At 71.3% G+C, this 21,403-nt stretch carries 22 protein-coding genes; 8 read left to right on the top strand and 14 right to left on the bottom strand.

Annotation, left to right across the window (positions count from 1 at the left end; translation table 11 throughout):
* Positions 1 to 21 precede the first annotated feature (21 nt).
* Complete coding sequence (locus ACXDC7_RS15495) at positions 22 to 852, bottom strand: thioesterase family protein (RefSeq protein ID WP_459222664.1); 831 nt, start codon at positions 850 to 852, stop codon at positions 22 to 24.
* A 150-nt stretch (positions 853 to 1,002) separates the two neighbouring features.
* Here ACXDC7_RS15495 and ACXDC7_RS15490 point away from each other — a divergent pair, with 150 nt between their 5' ends.
* Positions 1,003 to 1,800 (top strand): Bax inhibitor-1/YccA family protein, encoded by a 798-nt coding sequence (locus ACXDC7_RS15490; RefSeq protein ID WP_179445591.1) that lies wholly within the window; start codon positions 1,003 to 1,005, stop codon positions 1,798 to 1,800.
* Positions 1,801 to 1,868: 68 nt separating this feature from the next.
* Here the strand turns inward: ACXDC7_RS15490 and ACXDC7_RS15485 are convergent, their stop codons facing one another.
* Positions 1,869 to 2,468, bottom strand: coding sequence for an NUDIX hydrolase (locus ACXDC7_RS15485; protein ID WP_459222855.1), 600 nt, complete (start codon positions 2,466 to 2,468; stop codon positions 1,869 to 1,871).
* A 169-nt stretch (positions 2,469 to 2,637) separates the two neighbouring features.
* Here ACXDC7_RS15485 and ypfJ point away from each other — a divergent pair, with 169 nt between their 5' ends.
* From ypfJ to ACXDC7_RS15470, 3 genes are read left to right on the top strand one after another with little or no spacing between them, the layout of a single operon-like run.
* Positions 2,638 to 3,543 (top strand): KPN_02809 family neutral zinc metallopeptidase, encoded by a 906-nt coding sequence (ypfJ, locus tag ACXDC7_RS15480; protein WP_179445593.1) that lies wholly within the window; start codon positions 2,638 to 2,640, stop codon positions 3,541 to 3,543.
* A gap of 6 nt (positions 3,544 to 3,549) precedes the next feature.
* Positions 3,550 to 4,194, top strand: coding sequence for a DNA-3-methyladenine glycosylase (locus tag ACXDC7_RS15475; RefSeq protein ID WP_459222663.1), 645 nt, complete (start codon positions 3,550 to 3,552; stop codon positions 4,192 to 4,194).
* Between the two features lie 2 nt (positions 4,195 to 4,196).
* Entirely contained in the window at positions 4,197 to 4,691 is a 495-nt protein-coding gene (locus ACXDC7_RS15470) for a beta-class carbonic anhydrase (protein ID WP_179445594.1), read from the top strand.
* An 18-nt stretch (positions 4,692 to 4,709) separates the two neighbouring features.
* Here the strand turns inward: ACXDC7_RS15470 and ACXDC7_RS15465 are convergent, their stop codons facing one another.
* The 5 genes from ACXDC7_RS15465 to msrA form a co-directional block, all read right to left on the bottom strand.
* Positions 4,710 to 8,567 carry an efflux RND transporter permease subunit gene (locus ACXDC7_RS15465; protein ID WP_459222662.1) on the bottom strand — a complete coding sequence of 1,286 codons (3,858 nt, stop codon included), beginning with the start codon at positions 8,565 to 8,567 and terminating at the stop codon, positions 4,710 to 4,712.
* A gap of 47 nt (positions 8,568 to 8,614) precedes the next feature.
* Complete coding sequence (locus tag ACXDC7_RS15460; protein WP_179445596.1) at positions 8,615 to 9,304, bottom strand: TetR family transcriptional regulator; 690 nt, start codon at positions 9,302 to 9,304, stop codon at positions 8,615 to 8,617.
* Positions 9,305 to 9,437: 133 nt separating this feature from the next.
* The gene (locus ACXDC7_RS15455; RefSeq protein ID WP_179445597.1) at positions 9,438 to 10,340 is read right to left on the bottom strand and encodes a hypothetical protein; all 903 of its coding nucleotides are present in this window, start codon (positions 10,338 to 10,340) and stop codon (positions 9,438 to 9,440) included.
* A gap of 180 nt (positions 10,341 to 10,520) precedes the next feature.
* A complete protein-coding gene (locus ACXDC7_RS15450; RefSeq protein WP_179445598.1) occupies positions 10,521 to 11,060 on the bottom strand; it encodes a DinB family protein in 540 nt (179 codons plus the stop codon).
* Positions 11,061 to 11,094: 34 nt separating this feature from the next.
* Entirely contained in the window at positions 11,095 to 11,787 is a 693-nt protein-coding gene (gene msrA, locus ACXDC7_RS15445) for a peptide-methionine (S)-S-oxide reductase MsrA (RefSeq protein ID WP_218843849.1), read from the bottom strand.
* Between the two features lie 68 nt (positions 11,788 to 11,855).
* Here msrA and ACXDC7_RS15440 point away from each other — a divergent pair, with 68 nt between their 5' ends.
* Positions 11,856 to 13,388 carry an arylsulfatase gene (locus ACXDC7_RS15440; RefSeq protein WP_459222661.1) on the top strand — a complete coding sequence of 511 codons (1,533 nt, stop codon included), beginning with the start codon at positions 11,856 to 11,858 and terminating at the stop codon, positions 13,386 to 13,388.
* A 33-nt stretch (positions 13,389 to 13,421) separates the two neighbouring features.
* On the opposite strand, the gene ACXDC7_RS15435 is transcribed toward ACXDC7_RS15440, so the two are convergent.
* Genes ACXDC7_RS15435 through ACXDC7_RS15415 form a run of 5 tightly spaced genes read right to left on the bottom strand, consistent with a single transcriptional unit; the run spans position 13,422 to position 17,613 of the window.
* On the bottom strand, positions 13,422 to 14,393 hold the full coding sequence (locus ACXDC7_RS15435; RefSeq protein ID WP_459222660.1) for a zinc-binding dehydrogenase: 972 nt from the start codon (positions 14,391 to 14,393) through the stop codon (positions 13,422 to 13,424).
* Positions 14,394 to 14,450: 57 nt separating this feature from the next.
* Positions 14,451 to 14,849, bottom strand: coding sequence for a VOC family protein (locus ACXDC7_RS15430; protein WP_459222659.1), 399 nt, complete (start codon positions 14,847 to 14,849; stop codon positions 14,451 to 14,453).
* A 49-nt stretch (positions 14,850 to 14,898) separates the two neighbouring features.
* Positions 14,899 to 15,696 carry a helix-turn-helix domain-containing protein gene (locus ACXDC7_RS15425; RefSeq protein ID WP_459222658.1) on the bottom strand — a complete coding sequence of 266 codons (798 nt, stop codon included), beginning with the start codon at positions 15,694 to 15,696 and terminating at the stop codon, positions 14,899 to 14,901.
* A 19-nt stretch (positions 15,697 to 15,715) separates the two neighbouring features.
* Complete coding sequence (locus tag ACXDC7_RS15420; protein WP_459222657.1) at positions 15,716 to 16,402, bottom strand: uracil-DNA glycosylase; 687 nt, start codon at positions 16,400 to 16,402, stop codon at positions 15,716 to 15,718.
* Positions 16,399 to 17,613, bottom strand: a complete 1,215-nt coding sequence (locus tag ACXDC7_RS15415) for an MFS transporter (RefSeq protein ID WP_459222854.1) — start codon at positions 17,611 to 17,613, stop codon at positions 16,399 to 16,401. The genes ACXDC7_RS15420 and ACXDC7_RS15415 overlap by 4 nt, the downstream gene beginning before the upstream one ends.
* Positions 17,614 to 17,715: 102 nt before the next feature.
* Here ACXDC7_RS15415 and ACXDC7_RS15410 point away from each other — a divergent pair, with 102 nt between their 5' ends.
* Positions 17,716 to 18,990 (top strand): hypothetical protein, encoded by a 1,275-nt coding sequence (locus ACXDC7_RS15410; protein WP_459222656.1) that lies wholly within the window; start codon positions 17,716 to 17,718, stop codon positions 18,988 to 18,990.
* Positions 18,991 to 19,079: 89 nt separating this feature from the next.
* On the opposite strand, the gene greA is transcribed toward ACXDC7_RS15410, so the two are convergent.
* Positions 19,080 to 19,595, bottom strand: a complete 516-nt coding sequence (greA, locus tag ACXDC7_RS15405) for a transcription elongation factor GreA (RefSeq protein ID WP_179445605.1) — start codon at positions 19,593 to 19,595, stop codon at positions 19,080 to 19,082.
* A gap of 60 nt (positions 19,596 to 19,655) precedes the next feature.
* Positions 19,656 to 20,066: a DUF4307 domain-containing protein gene (locus tag ACXDC7_RS15400; RefSeq protein ID WP_179445606.1), complete on the bottom strand. Its 411-nt coding sequence runs from the start codon at positions 20,064 to 20,066 to the stop codon at positions 19,656 to 19,658.
* A gap of 140 nt (positions 20,067 to 20,206) precedes the next feature.
* Here ACXDC7_RS15400 and mca point away from each other — a divergent pair, with 140 nt between their 5' ends.
* Positions 20,207 to 21,166 (top strand): mycothiol conjugate amidase Mca, encoded by a 960-nt coding sequence (gene mca / locus ACXDC7_RS15395; protein ID WP_179445607.1) that lies wholly within the window; start codon positions 20,207 to 20,209, stop codon positions 21,164 to 21,166.
* The gene (locus ACXDC7_RS15390; protein WP_179445608.1) at positions 21,163 to 21,360 is read left to right on the top strand and encodes a hypothetical protein; all 198 of its coding nucleotides are present in this window, start codon (positions 21,163 to 21,165) and stop codon (positions 21,358 to 21,360) included. Before mca ends, ACXDC7_RS15390 begins: the two co-directional genes overlap by 4 nt.
* The last annotated feature ends 43 nt before the right edge of the window (positions 21,361 to 21,403 follow it).

Genomic DNA, 21,403 nt, shown 5'->3' with positions numbered 1-21,403 from the left:
CGGACAGAAGTCTAGGGAGGATCAGCGCGGTACGCGGGCGAGCTGGCGCGCCTGCGCGACCAGCGTCCCGGTGGAATCCCAGATCCGGGCATCCTCTTCGAACTGCCCGCCCGACAGGTGCCGGGTCTCGTGCCGCAACTGCAGCCAGCCCGGCGCGGGCCGGGCGCGGGCATAGACCGACAGCTGCAGGGTCGGTGCCCAGCCGAGGCGGCCGAGATCGGCCGTCACGGGCGGCAGCGCGTCGACGGCGAACAGCAGCATCGAGGTGTCGGGCTCGCGCCCGTCGCGCAGCCGGAACCAGCCCTGGATCATTCCCCGGTGGGACGGCTCGCCGAGCGCCCAGCCGAGCGTAGCCGGGTCCAATCGCATGTCGAACCGGTCCAGCAGCGCCGACTTGTGCAGGCTCGGCGGCCGGTTCTCGGTCGAGGAGATGCAGTCGTCCACGGCCGGCAGGTCGGTCGGCGGATCGGTCGGGCCGTCGTCGTCGGGCGGCAGTGCGCCCAGGTCGCCGACGCTGCCCTGGACGAGTACGCGGGGCACCGGCGTACCGTCGGCGTCCGGTTGCAGCAGCAGCGCCGACCCGGTGGCGAGGCTGCCGCCGCGGCGCAGCACGTCGGTTCGCACCGTCAGCGGACCCGCGATCGACGGGTTCAGGTACGTGCCGGTGACGGCGATCGCATCGGGATAGCGCGGGCCGGCGGCGAGCGAGAGCGCCCGCGCCGCCACGGCCAGCGCCACCCCGCCGTTGACCGCCTTGCCGACCAGCCAACCGGTGCCGAAGTCGCCGGCCAGGGTCGCCTCGTCGCCCGCGACGGGGGCCAGGGTGGTCACGGCATCGAACTCATAGCTCACGGGCGGAGCTTAGGGCAGGGGGAATATCGGGGCCCCGCCCGGGGTTACCAGAGAGTAACGAAACGCACCGCCCGGTAGGATGGGCGCCGTTGTCGAACGAGGTCGGCCGGATCGCCGAGCCGATCAGCCAGACCGAGAAAGGACCACCCCATGATGCGCAGCTCCAACCCGGTGTTGTCGCGCAGCGACGCCTGGTCGTCGGGCGGCTACGCGCCGGCCGACAGCCAGTACGGCCAGCAGTTCGGCGGTCAGCCGCAGCAGTCGCCGCGCTCGGGCGGGGTGATGACCCTGGACGACGTGATCACCAAGACCGGCGTGATGCTCGGCATCGTGATCTTGACCGCGGCCGCGTCCTTCATGCTGCTGCCGGTCTCCCTCGGCCTGCCGGTCGCGATCGTCGCCGCACTCGGCACCTTCATCATCACGATCGTCGTCGCCGCCCGGCGTACCGTCCCGGTCCCGCTGGCGATCCTCTTCGCCGTCCTCGAGGGCGCCTTCGTCGGGCTGTTCTCTCGGATCTTCGAGAACATCTATCCCGGCATCGTCGTGCAGGCCGTCTTCGCGACGCTGGTCGCGGCGGTGGTCACGCTCGCCGCGTACAAGTTCTTCAACATCAAGGTCGGCCAGACCTTCCGCAAGGTCGTGGTGATCGCCACCATCGCGTTCGCCGCGGTGATGTTGATCAACTTCTTGTTCGTGCTGTTCGGCGGTGGTGTCGGGCTGCGCGGCGGCCTGACCGGCCCGCCCACGCTGCTCGCCGTTGGCATCTCGCTGATCGCGGTCGTGCTCGCCGTGCTGAACCTGGTGCTGGACTTCGACCACGTCGAGCGCGGCATCGCGATGCGCGCCCCGGCCGACCAGTCGTGGAAGGCCGCGTTCGGGCTGACCGTGACCCTGGTCTGGCTCTACGTCGAGATGCTGCGCCTGATCAGCTACCTGCGCCGCTGACCGGTACGCACCGCGCAACCGAAGGCCCCGCCCCACCGGGCGGGGCCTTCGTCGCGTTCGGGCCGGCGCTAGCCGAGGTGCCGTTCGAGCAGGGCGCGGGCGCCGGCGGTCCAGCGCCACTCGCGCCACCGGCCGAGCGGGATCCAGGCGGCGGCCGAGGTCGTGCCCCCAACGTCGTGCACCACCGGGTCGGTCGGCTCGGGGCAGTCGGCGGCATAGATCAGCCGCAGCGCGTGGAAGTCCTCCAGCACGTTCGAGGGCGAGGTGCCGACCCAGTGGTCGGACTGCACGTCGATCAGCAGCCCCAGATCGACCCGCTGGCCCGCCTCCTCCATCAGCTCCCGGCGTACCGTCTCCGGAGGTTCCTCGCCCGGATCGACGCCGCCGCCCGGCAGCCCCCACTGACCCGGCACGTGGGTCCGGTCGGAGAACTCGGTGCCCAGCACGCCGCGGTCGCTCAGCGTGATGGCATAGGCGGCGACGCGCTGCCGGCGTACCGCCCCCGATCCGGGACGCTCCGGCCGCTGGCGCCCGCCCGGGCGGCCACGCTTGCGACCGTGCGGCGTCGCGTGCACCAGCAGCACCAGTTCGCCGGCCGGGCCGCGTTGTGCGCGCACGGGTCGGGTGAGCGACAGGCCCCGGTTCCACAAGGCGGTGTGCGGGTCCACGCCGTGATCGATCTCCAGGCTCACCAGCGGCTCACCCGCGGGCCCGAGTCCGATCAGTCGCATTTCGCCATCATGGCGCGCCCGCCCGGGGGCCGGCCAGCCACCACGCAGGGGACCCGCCCACTATGCTCATCGCGCGGCAGGTAGCCGCCGGCGAGGAGGTCATCTCGTGCAGTACAAGGACGACGCGCGGCTCGACACGTCCCAGGTGCGCAGCAGCGGCGGCGGGGGTGGCGGCGGGATCGGCGGCGGCAAGATCGCCGTCGGCGGCGGCATCGGCACGCTGCTGATCCTGTTCCTGCTCTCCAACATCCTCGGCGTCGACCTGACCGGGCTGGCCGGTGGGCAGGTCGCCTCAGGCCCGGCCCAGACCCAGTCCGAGGGGACGAGCAACGAGGCCTGCCGCACCGGTGGCGACATCGCGACTGACCGGAGCTGCCGCTTCGTCGCCTACACCAACTCCATCCAGCAGTACTGGGGGGAGACCGTGCAGGGCTACCGCCCCACCGTGACCCGCACCTTCAGCGGCCAGATCCAGACCGCCTGCGGCACCGCGACCTCGGCGGTCGGGCCCTTCTACTGCCCCGGGGACGAGACGGTCTACCTCGACACCGGCTTCTTCGACCAACTCAGCTCGCAGTTCGGTGCCCAGGGCGGCGACGCCGCCGAGGCGTACGTGATCGCCCACGAGTACGGCCACCACATCTCCAACCTGATCGGCGACCTCGGCCGCGGGCAGTCCGACCGCTCGACCGGCCCCGAGTCGATGGCGGTACGCCTGGAGCTGGAGGCCGACTGCTTCGCCGGCAACTGGCTCGCCTGGTCGGCGACCGATCCCGACGATGCCATCGAGGTGATCACCGCCGACGACCTGAACCGGGCCGTCGACGCGGCCGAGGCGGTCGGCGACGATCGGATCCAGTCCTCGATGCGGGGTCAGGTGAGCCCGGAGACCTGGACGCACGGCTCGTCGGAGATGCGCAAGGCCTGGCTGATGCGCGGCTACCAGAGCGGCGACCCCAACGTGTGCCGGCAGTTGATGGATCCCAACGTCTCGACCGGCGCGGCGGCCTGAGCGCCGGTGCGCCGGGAGCGGCTGGAACGTCAGCTCGCCGGATCCGCGCCCGAGGTGGCCCCCCGGTTGCTCGGGTCGGTGCTGCGGCACGGCGAGGTGGCGGTGCGGATCACCGAGGTCGAGGCCTACGCCGGCGCCGACGATCCCGCCTCGCACGCCTGGCGCGGTGAGACGGCGCGCAATGCCACCATGTTCGGGCCGGCCGGCCACCTCTACGTCTACACGATGCACGGGCACAGTTGCTGCAATGTGGTCTGCGGGGCGGCGGGCACGCCGACCGGGTTGCTGGTCCGCGCAGGCGAGGTGATCGGCGGCATCGACGCCGCACGGGCCAGGCGGGGGGAGCGGACCGCCGCACCCGTGCCGGATGCCCGGCTGGCCCGTGGCCCCGGGAATCTGACCCGCTGCCTGGGCATCACCCGCGCCTACGACGGAGCCGATCTCGCGGCGGGCGAGGGGCCTGCCCTGGAACTCGCCGATCCGCTACCGCCCGAGTTGATCACGGCCGGACCACGGGTCGGCGTGAGCCGGGCGACCGACGTGCCGTGGCGATTCTTCATCGCGGGCGATCCGACCGTCTCGGCGTACCGTCCGGCTAGGCTGACCGACCGAACGCCCGGCACCGGCCGGGCACCGCGCAGAACGGAATGATCATGGGCGAGTTCGATGATCTGCTGGACTCCAATGCCCGCTACGCTGAGAGCTTCGACCTGCAGGGCTTCGACGGTGTCGCCCGCGCGGGTGTCGCGATGCTGACCTGCATGGACAGCCGGATCGACCCGCTGCGGATGATCGGGCTCCGGGCCGGCGACGCGAAGATCCTGCGCAACCCGGGTGGTCGCGTGAACGACGCAGCCCTGGTCGCCCTCGTGCTCGGCGTCAACCTGTTGAACGTGAGCCGCGTACTGATCGTGCAGCACACCCGGTGTGCCGTCGCGTCGTCCAGCGAGGACGAGATCCGGCAGCGGCTCACCGACAGCACCGGAGTCGACGCGAGCTGGATGAGCATCGGCGTGATCACCGACCCCGAGCGGACGCTCGCCGCCGACGTGCAGAAGGTCCGTTCGCACCCGTTGATCAACGAGTCGGTCGCGGTCGGCGGCTTCATGTACGACGTCGACACCGGGCGCCTCGACCGGCTGGCCTGAGACGCCCGGCGTCGGCATTCAGCGCGCCGGCGCCGGGCCCGGATCGTCGCCGAACATCGTGTTCAGCGGGGTCGTCGGCTCGTCGCGCTCGGCGTCGCGACGCGGCCGGTTCCCCTTGTCGGACTTGCGGGAGCGGAACTTCTCCACGAAGTGGTAGAGCACCGGCACCAGCACCAACGTGAGCAGCGTCGAGCTGATCAGTCCGCCGATCACCACCACCGCCAGCGGCTGGGAGATGAACACCCCGCCGCCGGTCAGGCCGAACGCCATCGGGATCAGGGCACAGATGGTCGCCGCTGCCGTCATGATGATCGGTCGCAACCGCAACCGCGCGCCATGGATCACGGCATCGTCGACCGATGCGCCCTGGGCTCGATAGTGGTTGATCAGGTCGATCAGCACGATCGCGTTGGTGACCACGATGCCGATCAGCATCAGCAGGCCGATCATGGACGCGATGCCGAGCGGTACGCCGGTGAGCAACAGCAGTCCGATCGCGCCGGTCGCCGCGAACGGTACCGAGACCAGCAGGATCAACGGCTGCAGCAGCGAGCGGAACGTCGCCACCATGATGATGTAGACGATCGCGATCGCCACCCCCATCGCCGCGAAGAGCTGTCCGAAGGCCTCCTGTTGGTCGGCGGACACGCCGCCGATGCTCGCCGTGACGCCGCTCGGCAGGCTGATCGTCGCCAGGCCACTCTGCATCTGCGCCGTGACCGCGCCCAGGTCGTCACCGGTCGGCTTGCCGGTCACCGAGACGGCACGCGCGCCGTCGATCCGGTTGATCGTCGACGGCGCCGTGATCTCGTTGACCTTGCCGACGTCCTTCAGCTTCACCGGCTTTCCGGTGATGTCCTTCAGGTTCTCGCTGCGGTCGGCCAGCTCGTCGCTCCGGCGCTGCTGCTCGTCGGAATCGGCGCGCTGCTGGCGGGCCTCCTCGATCTGGTCGTCCATCTCGCTCAATTGCTCGCGCAGTTGCGAGACCTGCTCCTCCAGCGCGTCCACCTGGGCCTGCTTGGCGGCCGCGCCGGCTCCTGCTCCCGCTCCCGCGCCGGCTCCCGCTCCCGCGCCGGCTCCCGCTCCCGCGCCGGCCCCTCCGCCGGCGTCCGGGGCCTGGGGCAGCGCTCCGGCGGGCGGGGCGGCCGGCACCGGCGCGTTGCGGGCGTCGTCGAGCTGGCCGAGCAGCTCGTCGAGCTGGTCGGAGAGCTTGTCGCGCTGCTCGCGCAACTGATCCTGCTGCTTGTCGGCCTGCTCCTCGGCCTTGCGCTTCTGCTCGTCGGCGAGCTCGTCCTGCTCGTCCTTGATCGAGTCCTGCTCGTCCTGCTGGGCATCGGCGGTCTGCTTCTCGGTGACCGGCAGCTCGAGATTCTCCAGCTCCTCCTTGGTCTTCACCGGCTCGCGCGAGCGCAGCACCACGTCCTGTTCGCTGTCGTTGATCTGCATCTGGCCGAGCGTCGTGCCGCGCAGCGCCTCCGTGACGGCCGGGCCGATCGTGCCCTGACTCATCCCGTACTGGGCCGCCTTCGACTCGTCGATGTCGACCTGCAGGATGGTCTGCTGCTCCGACAGGTCGCTCTTCACCTCCGACATGCCGGGGATGGCCTTGAGCATCTCGACCACCCGGTCGGTGCCCTCGGAGACGGCCTTCTCATCGTTGCCCTGCACCTGGATCGCGATCTCGTTGCCGCCGCCCGTGCCGCCGGCCACCGCGACCTCGATCTCGCCGGCGTCGGGCAACGCGGTGAGTTGGCCGCGCAACCGCTCCATCGTCGCGGTGCCGTCGGCGCGATCCTTCAGGGTGATCGAATAGCTGGCGACGTTCGCGCCACCCCCGGTGCCCATGTAGACGTCCCCGCCGCCGCCGGTGATGGTCGTCGAGTAGGTGTCGATGTCGGGATCGGCCGACAGCACCTGCTCGACCTTCTTCGCGTCCTCGTCGGTGCGCTCGATCGCCGAGCCCGCCGGCAGCGTCTGCGTCACCTGCAGCGTCGTCTCGCCCGACGAACCGAGGAAGTCCGTCTTCAGGAACGGCGTCATCGCCATGGTCAGGATGAAGATCAGGATCGCCGCCGCGCTGGTGATCACCGGGTGCCGCAGGGTCCAGCGCAGGATCGGCAGGTAGCCGCGCTGCAGAGGCGTCTCGGCCGAGGCGTGCGCGTCGTGATCGGCCGGCAGCGAGCTGCCGGTCGGGTACTTCGCGCGCAGCGCGGCGACCTTCGCGCCGATCTGCTCCGGGCTCTTGCCGCGGGCCTGCAGCTTGGCGACGAGTCGCTCCTCCTTGGCCTGTACGCGGGCCGCGGTCTTCGCCTGGGCCGCGCTCTCCCGCTCGGCCTCCCGCGCCGCCAGCGCGTCCGCCTTGGCCTGGCGGCGCGCGGCCTTCTCGGGGTTCACCGGGCGGCGCGACGGCCGCATGAACCAGTACGCGAGCACCGGCACGATGGTCAGCGCGACCACCAGCGAGGCGCCGAGCGCGATCGCGACCGTCACCGAGAACGGCCGGAACAGCTCGCCGACCTGACCGCCGACCAGGGCGATCGGCAAGAACACCGCGACCGTGGTCAGCGTGGACGCGGTGATCGCGCCCGCGACCTCCTTGACGGACTTGATGATCAGGTCGGCCCCGAACTCGGCGCCGGTGCCCTGGTGGCGCTTGATGTTCTCGATCACCACGATCGAGTCGTCCACCACCCGGCCGATCGCGACCGTCAGCGCGGCGAGCGTCAGCATGTTCAGGGTGTAGCCGCCCACGAACAGCCCGATCATCGCGATCAGCAGCGACAGGGGGATCGAGATCGCGCTGATGATCGTCGGGCGTACCGACCAGAGGAAGATCAGGATGACCACGATCGCCATGATCAGACCGAGCACGCCCTCCGTGCCCAGGTCCTTGATCGAATCCTCGATGTAGGGCGCCTGGTCGAACAGGGTGTTGAACCTGGTGTTGCCGCCGAGCTGGGTCTGTAGCTCCGGGAGGGCCTGCTTCACCGCGTTGGCGACCTCGACGACATTGCCGTCGGCGGTCTTGGTCACCGTCAGGCCCAGCGCCGGCTGGCCGTCCACCCGGAAGATCGAGGTCGACTCGGCCGGCTTGTCCGCCACGTCGGCGACGTCGCCGAGCTTCACCGGTCCGTCGGTGCCCTGCAGCTCCAGGTTCTTCACGTCGTCCACCGTGGTCAGCGTCTTGCCCACCTGGACATTGATTTGCTGGCCGTCGGCGGTCAGGCTGCCCGCGGGGATCTGCGACTTGTACGCCTGGAAGAGTTGCTGGAGCTGGCTCGGCTGCACCTTCTTGGCGTCGAGATCGGACTGGCGCAGTGTCACCACGACCTCGTTCACCTGCTGGCCGGACACCTCCGTCGAGCCGACGCCGGGCAGCCCGTTCAGCCGCGGTACCGCGATGTCGTTCAGCTTGTCGCTGAGCTCCTCGGAGCTGTAGTCCGACGAGACACCCAGCGCCAGCACCGGCGCGGCGTCGAGGCTGATCGTGGTGACCTTCGGCTCGACATCGGTGGGCAGATTCGCCTTGATCTGGTCGACGGCGCCCTGCAGCTTGTTCTGCATGTCGTCGGTGGGGATGCCGAAGTTCCACTCCACCTGGACCTGGCCGAAGCCGGTCGACGACGCCGACGTCGTCTTGGTGATGTCGGCGACGCCGCGTACCGCGTCCTCGATCGGCTTCGTCACGTCGCGCTCGACCACCTGTGGCGAGGCGCCGGGGTAGGAGGCGGTGATGTAGGCGAAGGGGTAGTCGGTCTGCGGGATCAGCTCCTGCTTCAGCGAACGGGTGGCGAACAGGCCGAGGCCCACGATGGTCAGGCACAACAACACGATCACCGCGCGGTTGCCGAGGCTGAGGCGGGTCAGATGACTCACGAGATTCCTAGTTTCTGGTCGAGGAGTTGTCGATCACGGTGTGCCGATCAGCGCCGGTCGGCCGGGTTCGAGTCTGGTTGCTCGGGGTCAGAGTCCGCATCCGTCTTTCGACCGATGCCGGGCTCGGGGTTGTCACCCATGGCGGTGATCAGGGCGAGCAGGCGTTCGTCGGTGAACATCCCGCGGACGAGAACCTCGACCGACGCGCGGCCGAGCCGATGCTGCAGGGCCGCGTCGCGGGGATCGCGGTAGCCGAGGTAGCTCGCCAGTTGGCCGCCGAGGAGCGGGGCCGCGAGCGAGTACGCCACCAGCATGGCAGTGCGCGCCCGCGAATCGTCGCTCGGGCGGACGGTGCCGGCTCGCTCGCCGGCGGCGAGCATCCCCTCGGTCAACTCCACCATCCGGGCGAACAGTGCGTCGGCCCCCGCGCCACCCTCGCCGATCATCCGGACCAGATAGGCCCGCAACGGCTCGGCCTCGGCCTGGAGATCGCGCAGTGCTGCGGGATCGGGCAGGTCGACGCCCTCGAGGATCGGTGCCTTGGCCCGGATGGCTTCGGCGACCAGCTCGTCGCAGGCCGCGCGCAGACGCTCCTTGCCGCCGAAATGGTGGATCACCAGTCCGGGGGAGACGTCCGCCCGCTCCGCGATGGCCCGCACGGTCGTGCCGGCGTACCCGCGCTCACCGAACAGCTCGACCGCGGCGCGGCGGATGCGTTCGGGGGCGTCGGGCGGCATGAGCGCTACGTTAAACGCTTGTTCAATCGCGGGCAAGGCGGGCACCCGAGAAGTCGATCACATGCCTGCGGGTGCGACCGGTGCGCGCGGTCACCGGATGCGCGTGACTTCCGTCATGGGGTACGCCGGATGCTCACCAGCGCCACCGGATGCCCAACGATCCCGGGCCGAAGCCGCGACGTCGGTGATGCAGCGTGGTCAGCCCCGTGATGTCGACCGGTTCGATCCTGGATCCGTCGTCGGCGTCGTGCCAGTAGACATCGGCGGATGCCGGCAACCGGGCGGGGTCGAACTGGACCCAGATCAGCACCTCCTGCATCCGACGCACGACGTGGTGTTCGTAGCAGTCGTCGGACACGCCGGGGAACTCCAGCTCATGCTCGACCACGATCTCCTCGCCCCAGCGAACGGGCCGATCGGCAGCGATCCGCGCCGCCAGCATGTTCGGGGTGTCGGAGAGGATCTGCTCGACCGTCCCACCGCGGACGAGGCCGATGGTGGGCACGGTCTCGTCGGGATCGCTCGGCACGTAGATCAGCGGCAGCGCGTCGGCCCGATCGTGCTGGCAGCGCCACAGGGTCCGGGTCGAGACCCGGCGCAGGGCGCGATCGGCATCGATCCGGAGCACGACATGGGTGCTCAGGTCGATCATGCCCCAACCGTCGCCGAAGCCCAGGCGCCGCAGCGCATCGCCGATGCTGTCGGCATGCATGGCGGCGATGTCGGGTATCGGGGCGGAGGCACCGTCGGGCCCCACGCGCCGCGATGGACCCAACCGGTTGCGCAGGTGCCCGGGCTCGAGCCGCAGCAGCGATTCGATCTGGTCGAGCGCGTCCAGCGAGGCCAGGCGTTCGGGCCGGCTGCGCCCGGACCGCCAGTAGCTCAGGGTCGCCAGGCTGACCGGCGTACCGCGATCGGCCAGGCGGCTGCGCAACCACTCCAGGGTCCGGCCCTGCGACGTCAGCGCGCGGGCGAATGCGGTCGGGAAATCGTTCTCGGCCGGTCGGCGCAGGCGGTGCGGGTCGGGTGCGTTCACATTGCGGGCCCGCGGTAAGTGAAGAGCCAGCGATTAGCGTTCTCGGGAGCGGGGTGTCGGGGAGCTGAACGGATGGGCTGCGCTGAACCCGACGTTCGTTCGGGGGGACTCGTCCGGCACCTCGCTTCCGCCGTGCACCATTGTGCAGCAGGAGTAGGAACTGCTGTCATGTGACGCAGATTACGGGTTGTGCGGTGAGTCGCTGCCCGACCCCGGCGGCGGTACGCCGAACTCCGGCCGGGTCGCCGACCCGCCCCCCAGCAACTGCTCCCGCAGGATGTCGCCGTGCCCGGCGTGCCGCGCGAGCTCGCGGATCATGTGCAACATGATCCAGCACAGCGAGACCGTGCCGATCCGCTCGTGGTGCACCTCGTGGTCGAGGTCGAACTCGGCGGCGATCTCGCGGCTACGGGCGCAGGCCCGCTCGAACGCCGCGGTCGCCTCGTCGAGCGTCAGGCCCTCGGGTGTGGCGAAGCTGGCGTCGTCGCCGTAGCCGTAGCCGTCCCACTCCGACTCCGGCAGCGCCGCCAACCGGCGCTGGAACCAGGATCGCTCCGCGGCCGCGGCGTGGGTGAGCAGCGCGAGCGGGGTGGTCAGCGAGGGCACCAGCCTGCGGCGCGCGTCGGCATCGGACAGCCCGCGGACGCTCGCCACCAGCTCGGCCCGGTTGTCGTCGAGCATCGCCTCGAGCAGTTCGCGATCGGCCCCCGTCGTGATCATGGGCAGGGAGTCTGCCGTATCGGAACGGCCGGGGCTACTCCTCTCGCCCGAGCACGGACTCCTGGCTCGGCACCTGGTCCTGCCGCAGCACGCCGACCGGGCAACTGACGCCGTTGGGGCCGTGGTTGCAGTAGCCGCCTGGGTTCTTGATCAGATACTGCTGGTGGTAGTCCTCGGCCCAGTAGAACGGGCTCGCCTCGACGATCTCGGTGGTGATCGTGCCGAAGCCGGCGTCGGTGAACCGCTGCTGGTAGAGATCGCGCACGCGCTCCGCGGTGGCGAACTGCTCGGGGGTGGTGGTCAGGATCAGCGAGCGGTACTGCGTACCCACATCGTTTCCCTGCCGCATCCCCTGGGTGGGGTTGTGGTTTTCGAAGAAGACCTTCAACAGTTCCTCGAAGCTGACCCGGTTCGGGTCGTAGGCGACCTTGACGACCTCGGCGTCGCCGGTACGCCCGGAGCAGACCTCCTCATAGGTCGGGTTCGGGGTGAACCCGCCCTGGTAGCCGACCCCGGTATTGGTCACCCCGTCGGTGAGCCAGTACAGGCGCTCCGCGCCCCAGAAACAGCCCATCCCGAAGTAGGCGACCTCGGACCCCTCGGGCACCTCGTCGAGCGGGATCCCGTAGGCGAGGTGCTTCGGGATCGGGGCCAGCACCGGGGTGTCGCGGCCGGGCAGCGCGCGGTCAGCCGTGACCATCTCGGGGGTGAAGTTGCGGAAGAGCATGCCTCCAGTCTGCACCCGCCGCCAAGGCTGCGCAGCCGCGGGCGATAGGTTTTCGGCGGAGGTGGGAGATGGCGGAGTCGATTGCGTCGCGGGCCAGCGGTCCCCGCGCGATCCGCCACGACCGGCCCAACATCATGGTCGTCTGCGTCGACCAGATGCGCGGCGACGCGCTGTCCTCGGCCGGTCATCCCGTGGTCCGTACGCCACACCTGGACGAGCTGGCCGGCGAGGGAACGCGGTACGCCCGGGCGTACTCCGCGACGCCGACCTGCGTACCGGCCCGGGTGGGGTTGTTCACCGGTCAGTCGCAGGAGCGGCACGGGCGCTACGGCTACCGGGAGGGCGTGCCGTTCGCGGACGCGCACCCCGTGACGATGCAGGCGGTGCTGCGCGAGCACGGCTACCAGACCCAGGCGATCGGCAAGATGCACGTCTTTCCCGAGCGGTCGCGCTGCGGCTTCGACGATGTTCGGCTGCACGACGGATTCCTGCACTTCTCCCGGCGCTACGGCGGGCGCAATCTTGCCGCGCACGACGACTATCTGGCCTGGCTCCGTCGCCAGCCCGAGGTCGGGCCGGACGCGGACGGCTTCGGTGACGGGGTCGGGCCGAACTCGATGGTCGCCGTGCCGTGGACGCTGCCCGAGCGGCTGCACCCGACGAACTGGGTCGCCCAGGAGACCGTCGACTGGTTGGCGCGACGCGATCCGACGGTGCCGTTCTTCTGCTACGTGTCGTTCCACCGCCCGCACGCGCCGTTCAATCCGCCGCAGTGGGCCTTCGACCAGTACCTGCACGGTCCGCGCACCGAACCGCCGCGCGGGGACTGGATCGACGATTTCGCCGAGTTTCGCCGCGACGATCATCACCAGACCGTCATGGGTCGGCTCGACCCGCAGACCCGGCACCGCGCGGTTGCCGGTTACCACGGCAACATCAGTCACCTCGACCTGCAGATCAACCGGATCCGCGAGGCGCTCGCCGATCATGAACTGCTCGACGACACCGTGATCATCTTCACCTCCGACCACGGCGAGATGCTCGGTGATCATGACATGTATCGCAAGAGCGTCGGCTACGAGGGCAGTGCGCGGGTGCCGCTGATCGTCCGGCCGGCGCCGCGGTTCAGCCCGGAGGCACCGCGCGGTCAGGTACGCAGCGAGGTCACCGAGCTGCGCGACATCGCACCGACGGTGCTGGAGTTCGCGGGTGTGGCGGCGCCGCCGTCGATGGACGGGGCGAGCCTGGCGCCGGGCACGGTCGGCGGCGAGGTGGCCCGGTGGCGTGATCATCTGCACGGCGAGCACGTGCATTTCGACCAGTCCCTGCAGTGGGTGACCGACGGCCGGCGGAAGTTCTTGTGGGCATCGGCGAAGGGCATCGAGCAGTTCTTCGACCTCGAGGCCGACCCGCACGAGCTGCACAATCTGATCGACGATCCGACGCGGGCGGACGAGATCGCGCTCTGGCGCCGGCGGCTGGTGGAAGACCTGACCGGACGCGAGGAGGGCTTCGTCGCCGACGCGGCGCTGGTCCCCGGCCGCGCGGTGCGTACCGAACGCTCCGACGTCGCCGCCCTCGCCGACGCCTGGCCGGGCTGAGCACCGCCGCCCTCGCACCGCGCCGCCGGCGGCTCAGATCGTGAGCAGCGTCCGACCGATCGCGCGGCGCTCCTCGATCGTGCGGTGGGCCTCGGCGGCGTCCGCGAGCGGGAACGTCTGGCCGATGGTGACCGCGAGCTCGCCGGTGCGGGCGAGCTCCAGCGCCTCGTCGGCCAGGCCGGGATCGGCCGGGTTGATCTTGCCGAGGTCGACCACGCGGATCCGCGGATCGTCCACGGCGGCGAACCCGCCCGATGCGGCGCCGTAGCCGACCAGCGAGCCGCCGTCGGCGAGCAGGCCCGCCGCCGCGCGGCCGACGTCGCCGCCCGTGCCGTCGAAGACGACCCGCGGCCGGGCCGACACCGCGTCGCTCCACCGCGGGTCGGTGCTCGCCACGATCTCGCTCGCGCCGAGCGCGCGCAGGCGTTCGCCCTTGGCGGCGCTGCCGACGGCGGCGATCACCTCGGCGCCCGCGCGTACCGCGAGCTGGGTGAGCAGTGTCCCGAGCCCGCCCGAGGCCGCGGTGATCAACACGGTGTCGCCCGCGGTGACGTCGACCGCCCGCCAGGCGGCGAGCGCGGTCTTGCCGTCGTGTACCAGGGCGGTGGCCAGATCGAGGCCGAGCCCCGCGGGTACGCGGGTCAGGTCGTCGGCCTGCGCGAGGGCGCGCTCGGCGTACCCACCGACCGGGACGCGACCGCCGACCCGGGCGGTGACGGTGGCCCCGACCAGGCCGGCGTCGACCCCCGCGCCCACGGCCGCGACGGTGCCGCCGACGCCGCCGCCCGGGACATAGGGCGGGGTGATCTTGAAGTAGTCGGCGCCCCAGCCGCTGCGCAGCCGCACGTCGAGGAACATCACGTCGGCGAAAACGGTGTTGATCAACACCTCGCCGGGGCCCGGCTCCGGGGCCGGCACCTCCCGGGGCTGCAATACGTCCGGCGGGCCGAACTCGTCGACGATGATCGCTCGCATGGCCGCCGTGGGCGCGGTAGGTGTCGTCATGGCGGCGACGCTAGGAGCTCAACCGCGCTGGAGGTCAACCCATGCTCGCGCCGCGGATCAGGAGCCCGGATAGCTGCCGAAGGACCACAGGTTGCCCTCGGCGTCGCGGACCGTGGCCCCGCGGCCGCCGTAGTCCATGTCGGTCGGCGCCTGCACCGATGACGCGCCCGCCGCCAGCGCCGACGCATGCACCGCATCGACCGCGGCGTCGTCGGGACAGACGCAGTAGCAAGCGCCCCGCCCGACGGTCGCGGAGCGGTCGGCGTCGCCGTCGTCGCCGCGGCGGGCCGCGCCGAACATCACCCCGCCCGTCTCCCGCCAGTCGAACTGCGCGTGCACGACGGTGCCGGCGTCGTCGCGGTACACCCCCGCCTCGGCGAACCCGACCGCGGTGAGAAACGCGATCGCCGCGTCCGGGTCGTCGAAGGCGAATGCTGCAAAGAGTTGTCTGCTCATGGCGCCAGCGTGCCCGCGCGGGGGTCCGGCCCGCTTGGACGAATGGGCATCAGGCCAGGTGGTACGCCGAGGCGCGCAACTGTCCCGGGCTGCGCCCGGCCAGCGCCGCGTACTCCCTGGACAGGTGCGCCTGGTCGAAGAACCCGGCGCTCGCGGCGAGCTCGGCCAGCGGTCTCCCCGCGGCGAGCAGCCGCCGGCTGCGGTCGAACCGGGTGACCCGCGCGGCCTGCTTCGGCGAGACGCCGTACTCGGCGCGGAACTCGCGGGTCAGCCGGCGCCGCCCCCAACCGATCCGGGTGGCCAGCTCGTCGATCCGAACGGTGCCGCCGGTGCGCTGCAACAGCGCCCAGGCGCGGGCCAGCTCGGGGCCGATCGCGTGCGCCGGGTCGGTGGTGGACCGGGCCAGCAGCGCCAGCAGGTGTCGTTCCAGGCGACGCACCCGCTCGCCGCCATCGAGGCTGGCCAGCTCGGCGTGCAGGCCCGCGCCGATGCCGAGCGGGAGGTCCTCGTGGCGTACCAGCTCACCGGCCAGCGCGCCCGCCGGCAGGCCCAACAGCGCGCGCGAGCCGAGCGGGGTCAGCGCAAGCTGGATGCCGTGCTGCGCGCCGTGGGTGCGGATCAGCGCGGGGGTGGTGTGCAGGCCGGACGCGCAGGTCCAGAAGTCGCCGCGACCGGCCGGCCAGCCCAGCCAGCCGGCGTCGAGCGGCTCGTCGAAGGACAGCACGACCGTGATCGTCGGCGACGGCAGGCCGTGATGCACCGCGCGGGGGTCCAGACGCGCGCGGTAGCCGACCAGCGACGCAACATAGGGCCGCAGCGCCGGGTGCAGGACATGGTCGCGCTCCACGGCGGCAGGCTAACTCGACTCAGGCCCGCTGCGCGTCGAGCGACCAGTCGATCGGGTCCGCGCCCTGCCGTTCGAGGAGTTCGTTGACCCGGGAGAACGGCTGGGAGCCGAAGAAGCCCGCGTGCGCCGACAGCGGCGAGGGGTGCGGGCTGGCCACGTGCGGCACCGACCCGAGCATCGGGATCAGCGACTGGGCGTCGCGGCCCCACAGGATCGCGACCAGCGGTCCGCCGCGCTCCACCAGCGCCTCGATCGCTCGCTGGGTGATCACCTCCCAGCCCTGCCCGCGATGCGCCGCCGACCGGCCGGGCTGCACGGTGAGTACCCGGTTGAGCAGCAACACGCCCTGGTCGAACCACGGGGTCAGGTCGCCCGATTCCGCGGGCGGCACGCCAAGATCATCGTGCAGCTCGCGGTAGATGTTGATCAACGACTTGGGCAACGGCCGCACGTCGGGGGCCACCGAGAAGCTCAGGCCGACCGGGTGGCCCGGCGTGGGGTAGGGATCCTGGCCGACCACCAGCACGCGTACTCGCTCCAGCGGCAGGGTGAAGGCCCGCAGCACGGCATCGCCGGCCGGCAGGTAGCCCCGTCCGGCGGCGTTCTCGGCCCGCAGGAAGTCGCCCATCGCGGCGATCCGGTCGGCCACCGGGTGGAGCGCTGCCGCCCAGTCGGGCGCGATCAGCTCGGACAGTGGTCGTTTCATCTCGTCCCTTTCGTCGCGGGCTCAGGTTCGGGTACGCCGGGCGGCATCCGCGTCGCGAGGGCGGATGACATGATCAACAACACCGCACCCACCGCGAACGCGGCCGGCATCGAGAACGCGTCGGCCAGTGCGCCCGCGACCAGCGGGCCGATGATCGCCCCGATGTCGGCGCACATCGAGAACACGGCGACCGGCTGGCCGCTGTTCGGCCCGGCCGCGTCTCCGACCGCCGCCGCCGGCGCGGTGCCGAGCAGCGCCGCGCCCAGGCTGAAGATCACGAACACCCCGGTCAGCACCCACAGATCCGGCGCGAACGCGATTGCGGCCGCGGACAACCCGCAGATCAGGCCGCCGGCGATCATGGCCGGTCGGCGACCGATCGTGTCGACGAACCGGCCGGCCGGGCCGAGCGCAAGGGTCTGGGCGACGGCGGCGATCGCGAAGGCAATGCCCGCGTCGGCGGGGGAGCGGTGCAGCGACTCCACCACGAGGACCGGAACCAACGAGCTGCGTACCCCGAAGGCATTCCAGCCCTGAGCGAAATTAGTCGCGCAGGCCGCCTGGAAGCGGGCGTCGCCGAGCACGGTACGCAGGGGCACCCCGGGCGGAGACGTCGAGGCGCCCGCGTGCACCGGCGGGCGGAGCAGCGCGAGCCCGACGGTGCCCGCGACCGCCAGCGTCGCCGCGTAGAAGAAGAACGGTGCGGTCAGCGAGATGGTGGCGAGCAGGCTGCCGAGCGCCGGGCCGGCCATGCCGCCGAGCAGGAACCCGGACTGGAAGAAACCGGCGGCGCGGCCCCGCATGGTCGCCGGGACCGAGCGCAGCAGCAGGGTCATCGCCGAGACGGTGAACATCGCCGAGCCGATCCCGCCCAGGCCGCGCATGATCAACAACTGCGGATAGCTCTGGGCGAGGCCGGCCGCGGCGCTCGAGGCCGCGACGACGAATACGCCGGTCGCCAGCACGGCGCGCTCGGAGAAGCGTCGCAGTAGCCGCGCCGCGAGCGGGCTGGTGAGCAGCCGCAGCAGCGCGAATGCGGAGATGACGGCACCCGCCTCGAGGTTGCCGATCCCGAAGGATTTCGCGAAGACCGGCAGGACCGGCACCAGCACGCCGAAGCCGACGGCGACGCTGAAGGCGATCAGGGCCAGCACGAAGACATCGCGGGGGAGGGTGGAGCGATCGCGTACCCACCCTCGGACCCGCCCCATCACTTCGCCGAGGCTAGCCCAACCCGTGCGGTCCCGGAGATTGCCCTGAACCGGCACCACAGGCGGACCCGCGGCGGATTTCGGCTCTCTAGACTCGGGCCCATGAGTTCATCGGAGCTGGACCCGATCCTCGACGACCTCGCCGCCGGGCGGATCGATTCCGCCGAGGCGGCGCGCCGGATCGAGCAGGTACGCGGTGCCGCGGACGGCCCGGCAGGCGAGCCGAGGCGGGCCCGGTCGGCCGCCTGGTCGGGCACCGTGCCGCCCGACGAGGAGGATCTTCGGCCCCGGCCGGAGGCCGAGCCCACGGACGACCGGGCGAGCGACGCCGAGCCCGCTGGCGACCGGGCGAGCGACGCCGAGCCCGTGGTCGAGCAGCGCAGCGAGGAGGAGCTCGGCCGGGCGCAGCGCCCGGGCCTCGCCCGCGAGGACTTCAGCCAGCCGTCGCCCGAAGAGCCTGCCGGCGAGACCGAGAACCAGCCCGACGATGATCAACAGTCACCGGAGCAGCACGCTGCCGGGGAGCAGACCGGCACCGGGCGCGCCGGCGCCGAGCAGTCCTGGTTCGACCTCGCGCGGCAGGGATTCGATCGGCTGCGGCACGAGGCGGAGGAGGGGCTCGGGCGGCTGCGGCACGAGGCCGAGACGCGCTTTTCCGAGCGACCGGCCGGGGCGGGCGCGGACGAGTTCACCCGGCCGGCGCCGCGGGGACCGGGCGCTCGCCCGGGAGGGGTGCGGCGGGTCTCGATCCGGGTCGTCGGCCGGCGGGTACGCGTGCTGGGCGACCCGGGTGTGACCACGGCCGAGGTCGACGGTCAGCACGTGCTGCGGCGCAGCGGCGATGTCGTGGAGATCATCAGCGAGGGCGATGTCGGCCCGTCGATGCAGGGGTTCAGCCTGTTCCGGCCGCCGCGCAGCTTCGACGACGTGAAGTCGATGGGCCTGGGCAAGGAGCTCGTCGTCCGGATCAACCCCGAGCTGGTGCTGGACGCCGAGGTGACGGGTGGCTCCCTGCGTACCGAATCGATCGATCTGCTCGGCAAGGTCCGGGTGACCGTGGGCGGCGCCCGGCTGATCGGCATCGCCGAGGCCGAGGACGTGCTGATCCAGGCCGGCCCCGGCACCGTCACGGGCACGATCACCACCGGCCGGTCCCGCGTCCGCTGTGAATCCGGCAGCCTCACCGTCGCCCTCGGGGCCGACTCCAATGTCACCGTGCACGCGGAGAGCCAGCTCGGCCGGGTCGGTTGGGCCGGCGAGCACACGGGTGCCGCCGATGAGGTGGTCCTCGGCAACGGTGCTGCCAGGCTCGATGTCGCGATCGTGATGGGTGCCGCCACGATCCGCACCGGGTCGACCGCCGAGGAACACAACTGAAGCTGCGATCTCGCCGAGAACGCAGACAAACCGCGAGGGCCGCACGGTGATCCGTGCGGCCCTCGCGGATGGCGGAGAGTGCGGGGGCGTCAGCCGTCGAACGGCTCCACGGAGACGATGGTCACGTTGATCGATGACCCGTTGGGCGCCTCGTAGGAGACGGCGTCACCCTTCTTCTTGTTCAGGATGGCCGCGCCCAGCGGGCTCTGCGGGCTGTAGACGTTGAGCGCGTCGACGCCGTCGTCCAGCCCGAGCATCTCGCGCGAGCCCAGCAGGAAGGTGTCGGTGTCGGACTCATCGCCGTCGAAGGCGATCGTCACCTTGCTGCCCGGCACGACCTCGTCGGGATCGGTCGGCGGCTCGCCCACCTCGGCGCGCCGCAGCATGTCCTTGAGCTGGACGATCCGAGCCTCCTGCTGGCCCTGCTCCTCACGCGCGGCGTGGTAGCCGCCGTTCTCGCGCAGGTCGCCCTCGTCGCGGGCCGCCGCGATCCGGGCGGTCACCTCGGCGCGGCCTTCGTTCTGCAGGTGCTCCAGCTCGGCGGCCAGCTTGTCGTAGGCCTCCTGGGTGAGCCAGATCGTGTTCGGTTGAGTGGTCTCTGCCATCGGACAAGGCTAGCAAAGGGCGCCCTCACGGGGCCCCGACGCGGCCCGGGTCCGGGTCGATCAGTCGACGATCGTGCAGTCGCCGACGTCGATCGCGGTCGCCCGGCGGTAGGTCTGGATCGTGACCGCGATGGTGTCGGAGGTACGCGTCGACGGCGGCACCGGCGCCGAGATCTCCCCGACGCGCTCGAAGTTGACCGCCTGGGCGAAGACCTCGCAGGTCGCCGCGCGCGAAGGATCGGGGCGCTGCACGGTGATCACCGCGTCCACCCGGTCGTCGGCGATCTCGAAGGTGTGCACGCTCGCCGTGACCGCCCGGTTGGCCTGGCTCGTCGCGATCCACAGCCAGCCGGCCACCAGCACGGGAATCAACAGACCGCCGGCGATCCACCACGCCGCGCGCGGGATCCGCGGCGGCGGGTAACGGCGCGCGATGCGTTGCTCGGCCTCGGTCAGCGGCTGCTCGGACACCCCGCAATTGTGCGGCACCGCGGCGCTCGGCAGGGAATCCGTGCCGTCGGCGCGGTGTTGTGCAGTAGTGGGGTGGCCCGGCAAGGGGAGAGCGAGACCCCGAGTTGGCCGGGACGGGCGCGGCTGGGAAGGATGGGCACATGACCGAGCGTGAGCTGGCCCACGAGGGCACCACCCAGCACGATGTCCCCGTACTGCGCCGCGACCGCGCGGGCGAACCACTGCGGCTGCTGCACGTGCACGCCCACCCCGACGACGAGTCGAGCAAGGGAGCGGCGACCACGGCCCGCTACGTCGGCGAGGGGGTGGAGGTGATGGTGGTGACCTGCACCGGCGGCGAACGGGGATCCATCCTCAATCCCGCGATGGAGCGCCCCGACATCGAGGCCAACATCGCCGCCGTCCGGAAGGCCGAGATGGACGCGGCGCGGGAGATCCTCGGGGTCGAACAGGTCTGGCTCGGCTTCGTCGACTCGGGCCTGCCCGAGGGCGATCCGCTGCCGCCGCTGCCCGACGGATGCTTCGCGCTGACCGACATCGACGAGTCGGCCGGCCGGCTGGTCCAGGTGATCCGGGAGTTCCGGCCGCATGTGATGACGACCTATGACGAACGTGGCGGCTACCCGCACCCGGACCACATCATGACTCATCGGATCAGCCTGGCGGCGTGGGATGCCGCCGCCGATCCGACCGCCTGGCCCGAACACGGCGAGCCGTGGGCGGTCAGCAAGCTCTACTACCACATGTCGTTTCATCGGGCCCGGTTCGAGGCGCTGGATGCCGCGATGCGCGAGCGGGGACTCGAATCGCCGTATGCGGAGCAACTGGCGAACTGGCAGCGCGAGCCCGAGTGGGAGCAGCGGATCACGACGCGGGTGGATGCCGCGGACTGGTTCGGGGTACGCGATGCGGCGCTTCTTGCCCACGCAACCCAGATCGATCCGGACGGCCGCTGGTTCGCCGTGCCGCTCGACGTCCAGCAGACGGCCTGGCCCACCGAGGACTTCGAGCTGGCCCGCAGCCGCATCGACGCCGCGACCCCGGAGGACGATCTGTTCGCGGGCATCGCGGTGTCGGCGGCGCAGGAGGCCCGGGCATGAGGAACGAGGGCAATCCGCTGGCCGACATCGCCATCGCGGGCTGGGGCATGGCGATCCTGCTGGTGGTGATGGCCGTCGTCATGGTGCTGCTGTTCCGCAGCATGATGAAGCGGATGCGCGCGGAGCGGGAGCGGCTCGAGGACGAGGCCGAGGAGGGTGGTCGGCGCGACACGCCCGAGCGTTCGGACGACTGATCCCCGCTCGCCCGCGCCAGCGCTGGGCGGGGTGGCCCGAGGC

The sequence above is a fragment of the Naumannella huperziae genome (assembly GCF_054073625.1).
Note: the sequence above shows the minus strand (reverse complement) of the source record. Positions and strands in the feature narration are given on the sequence as shown.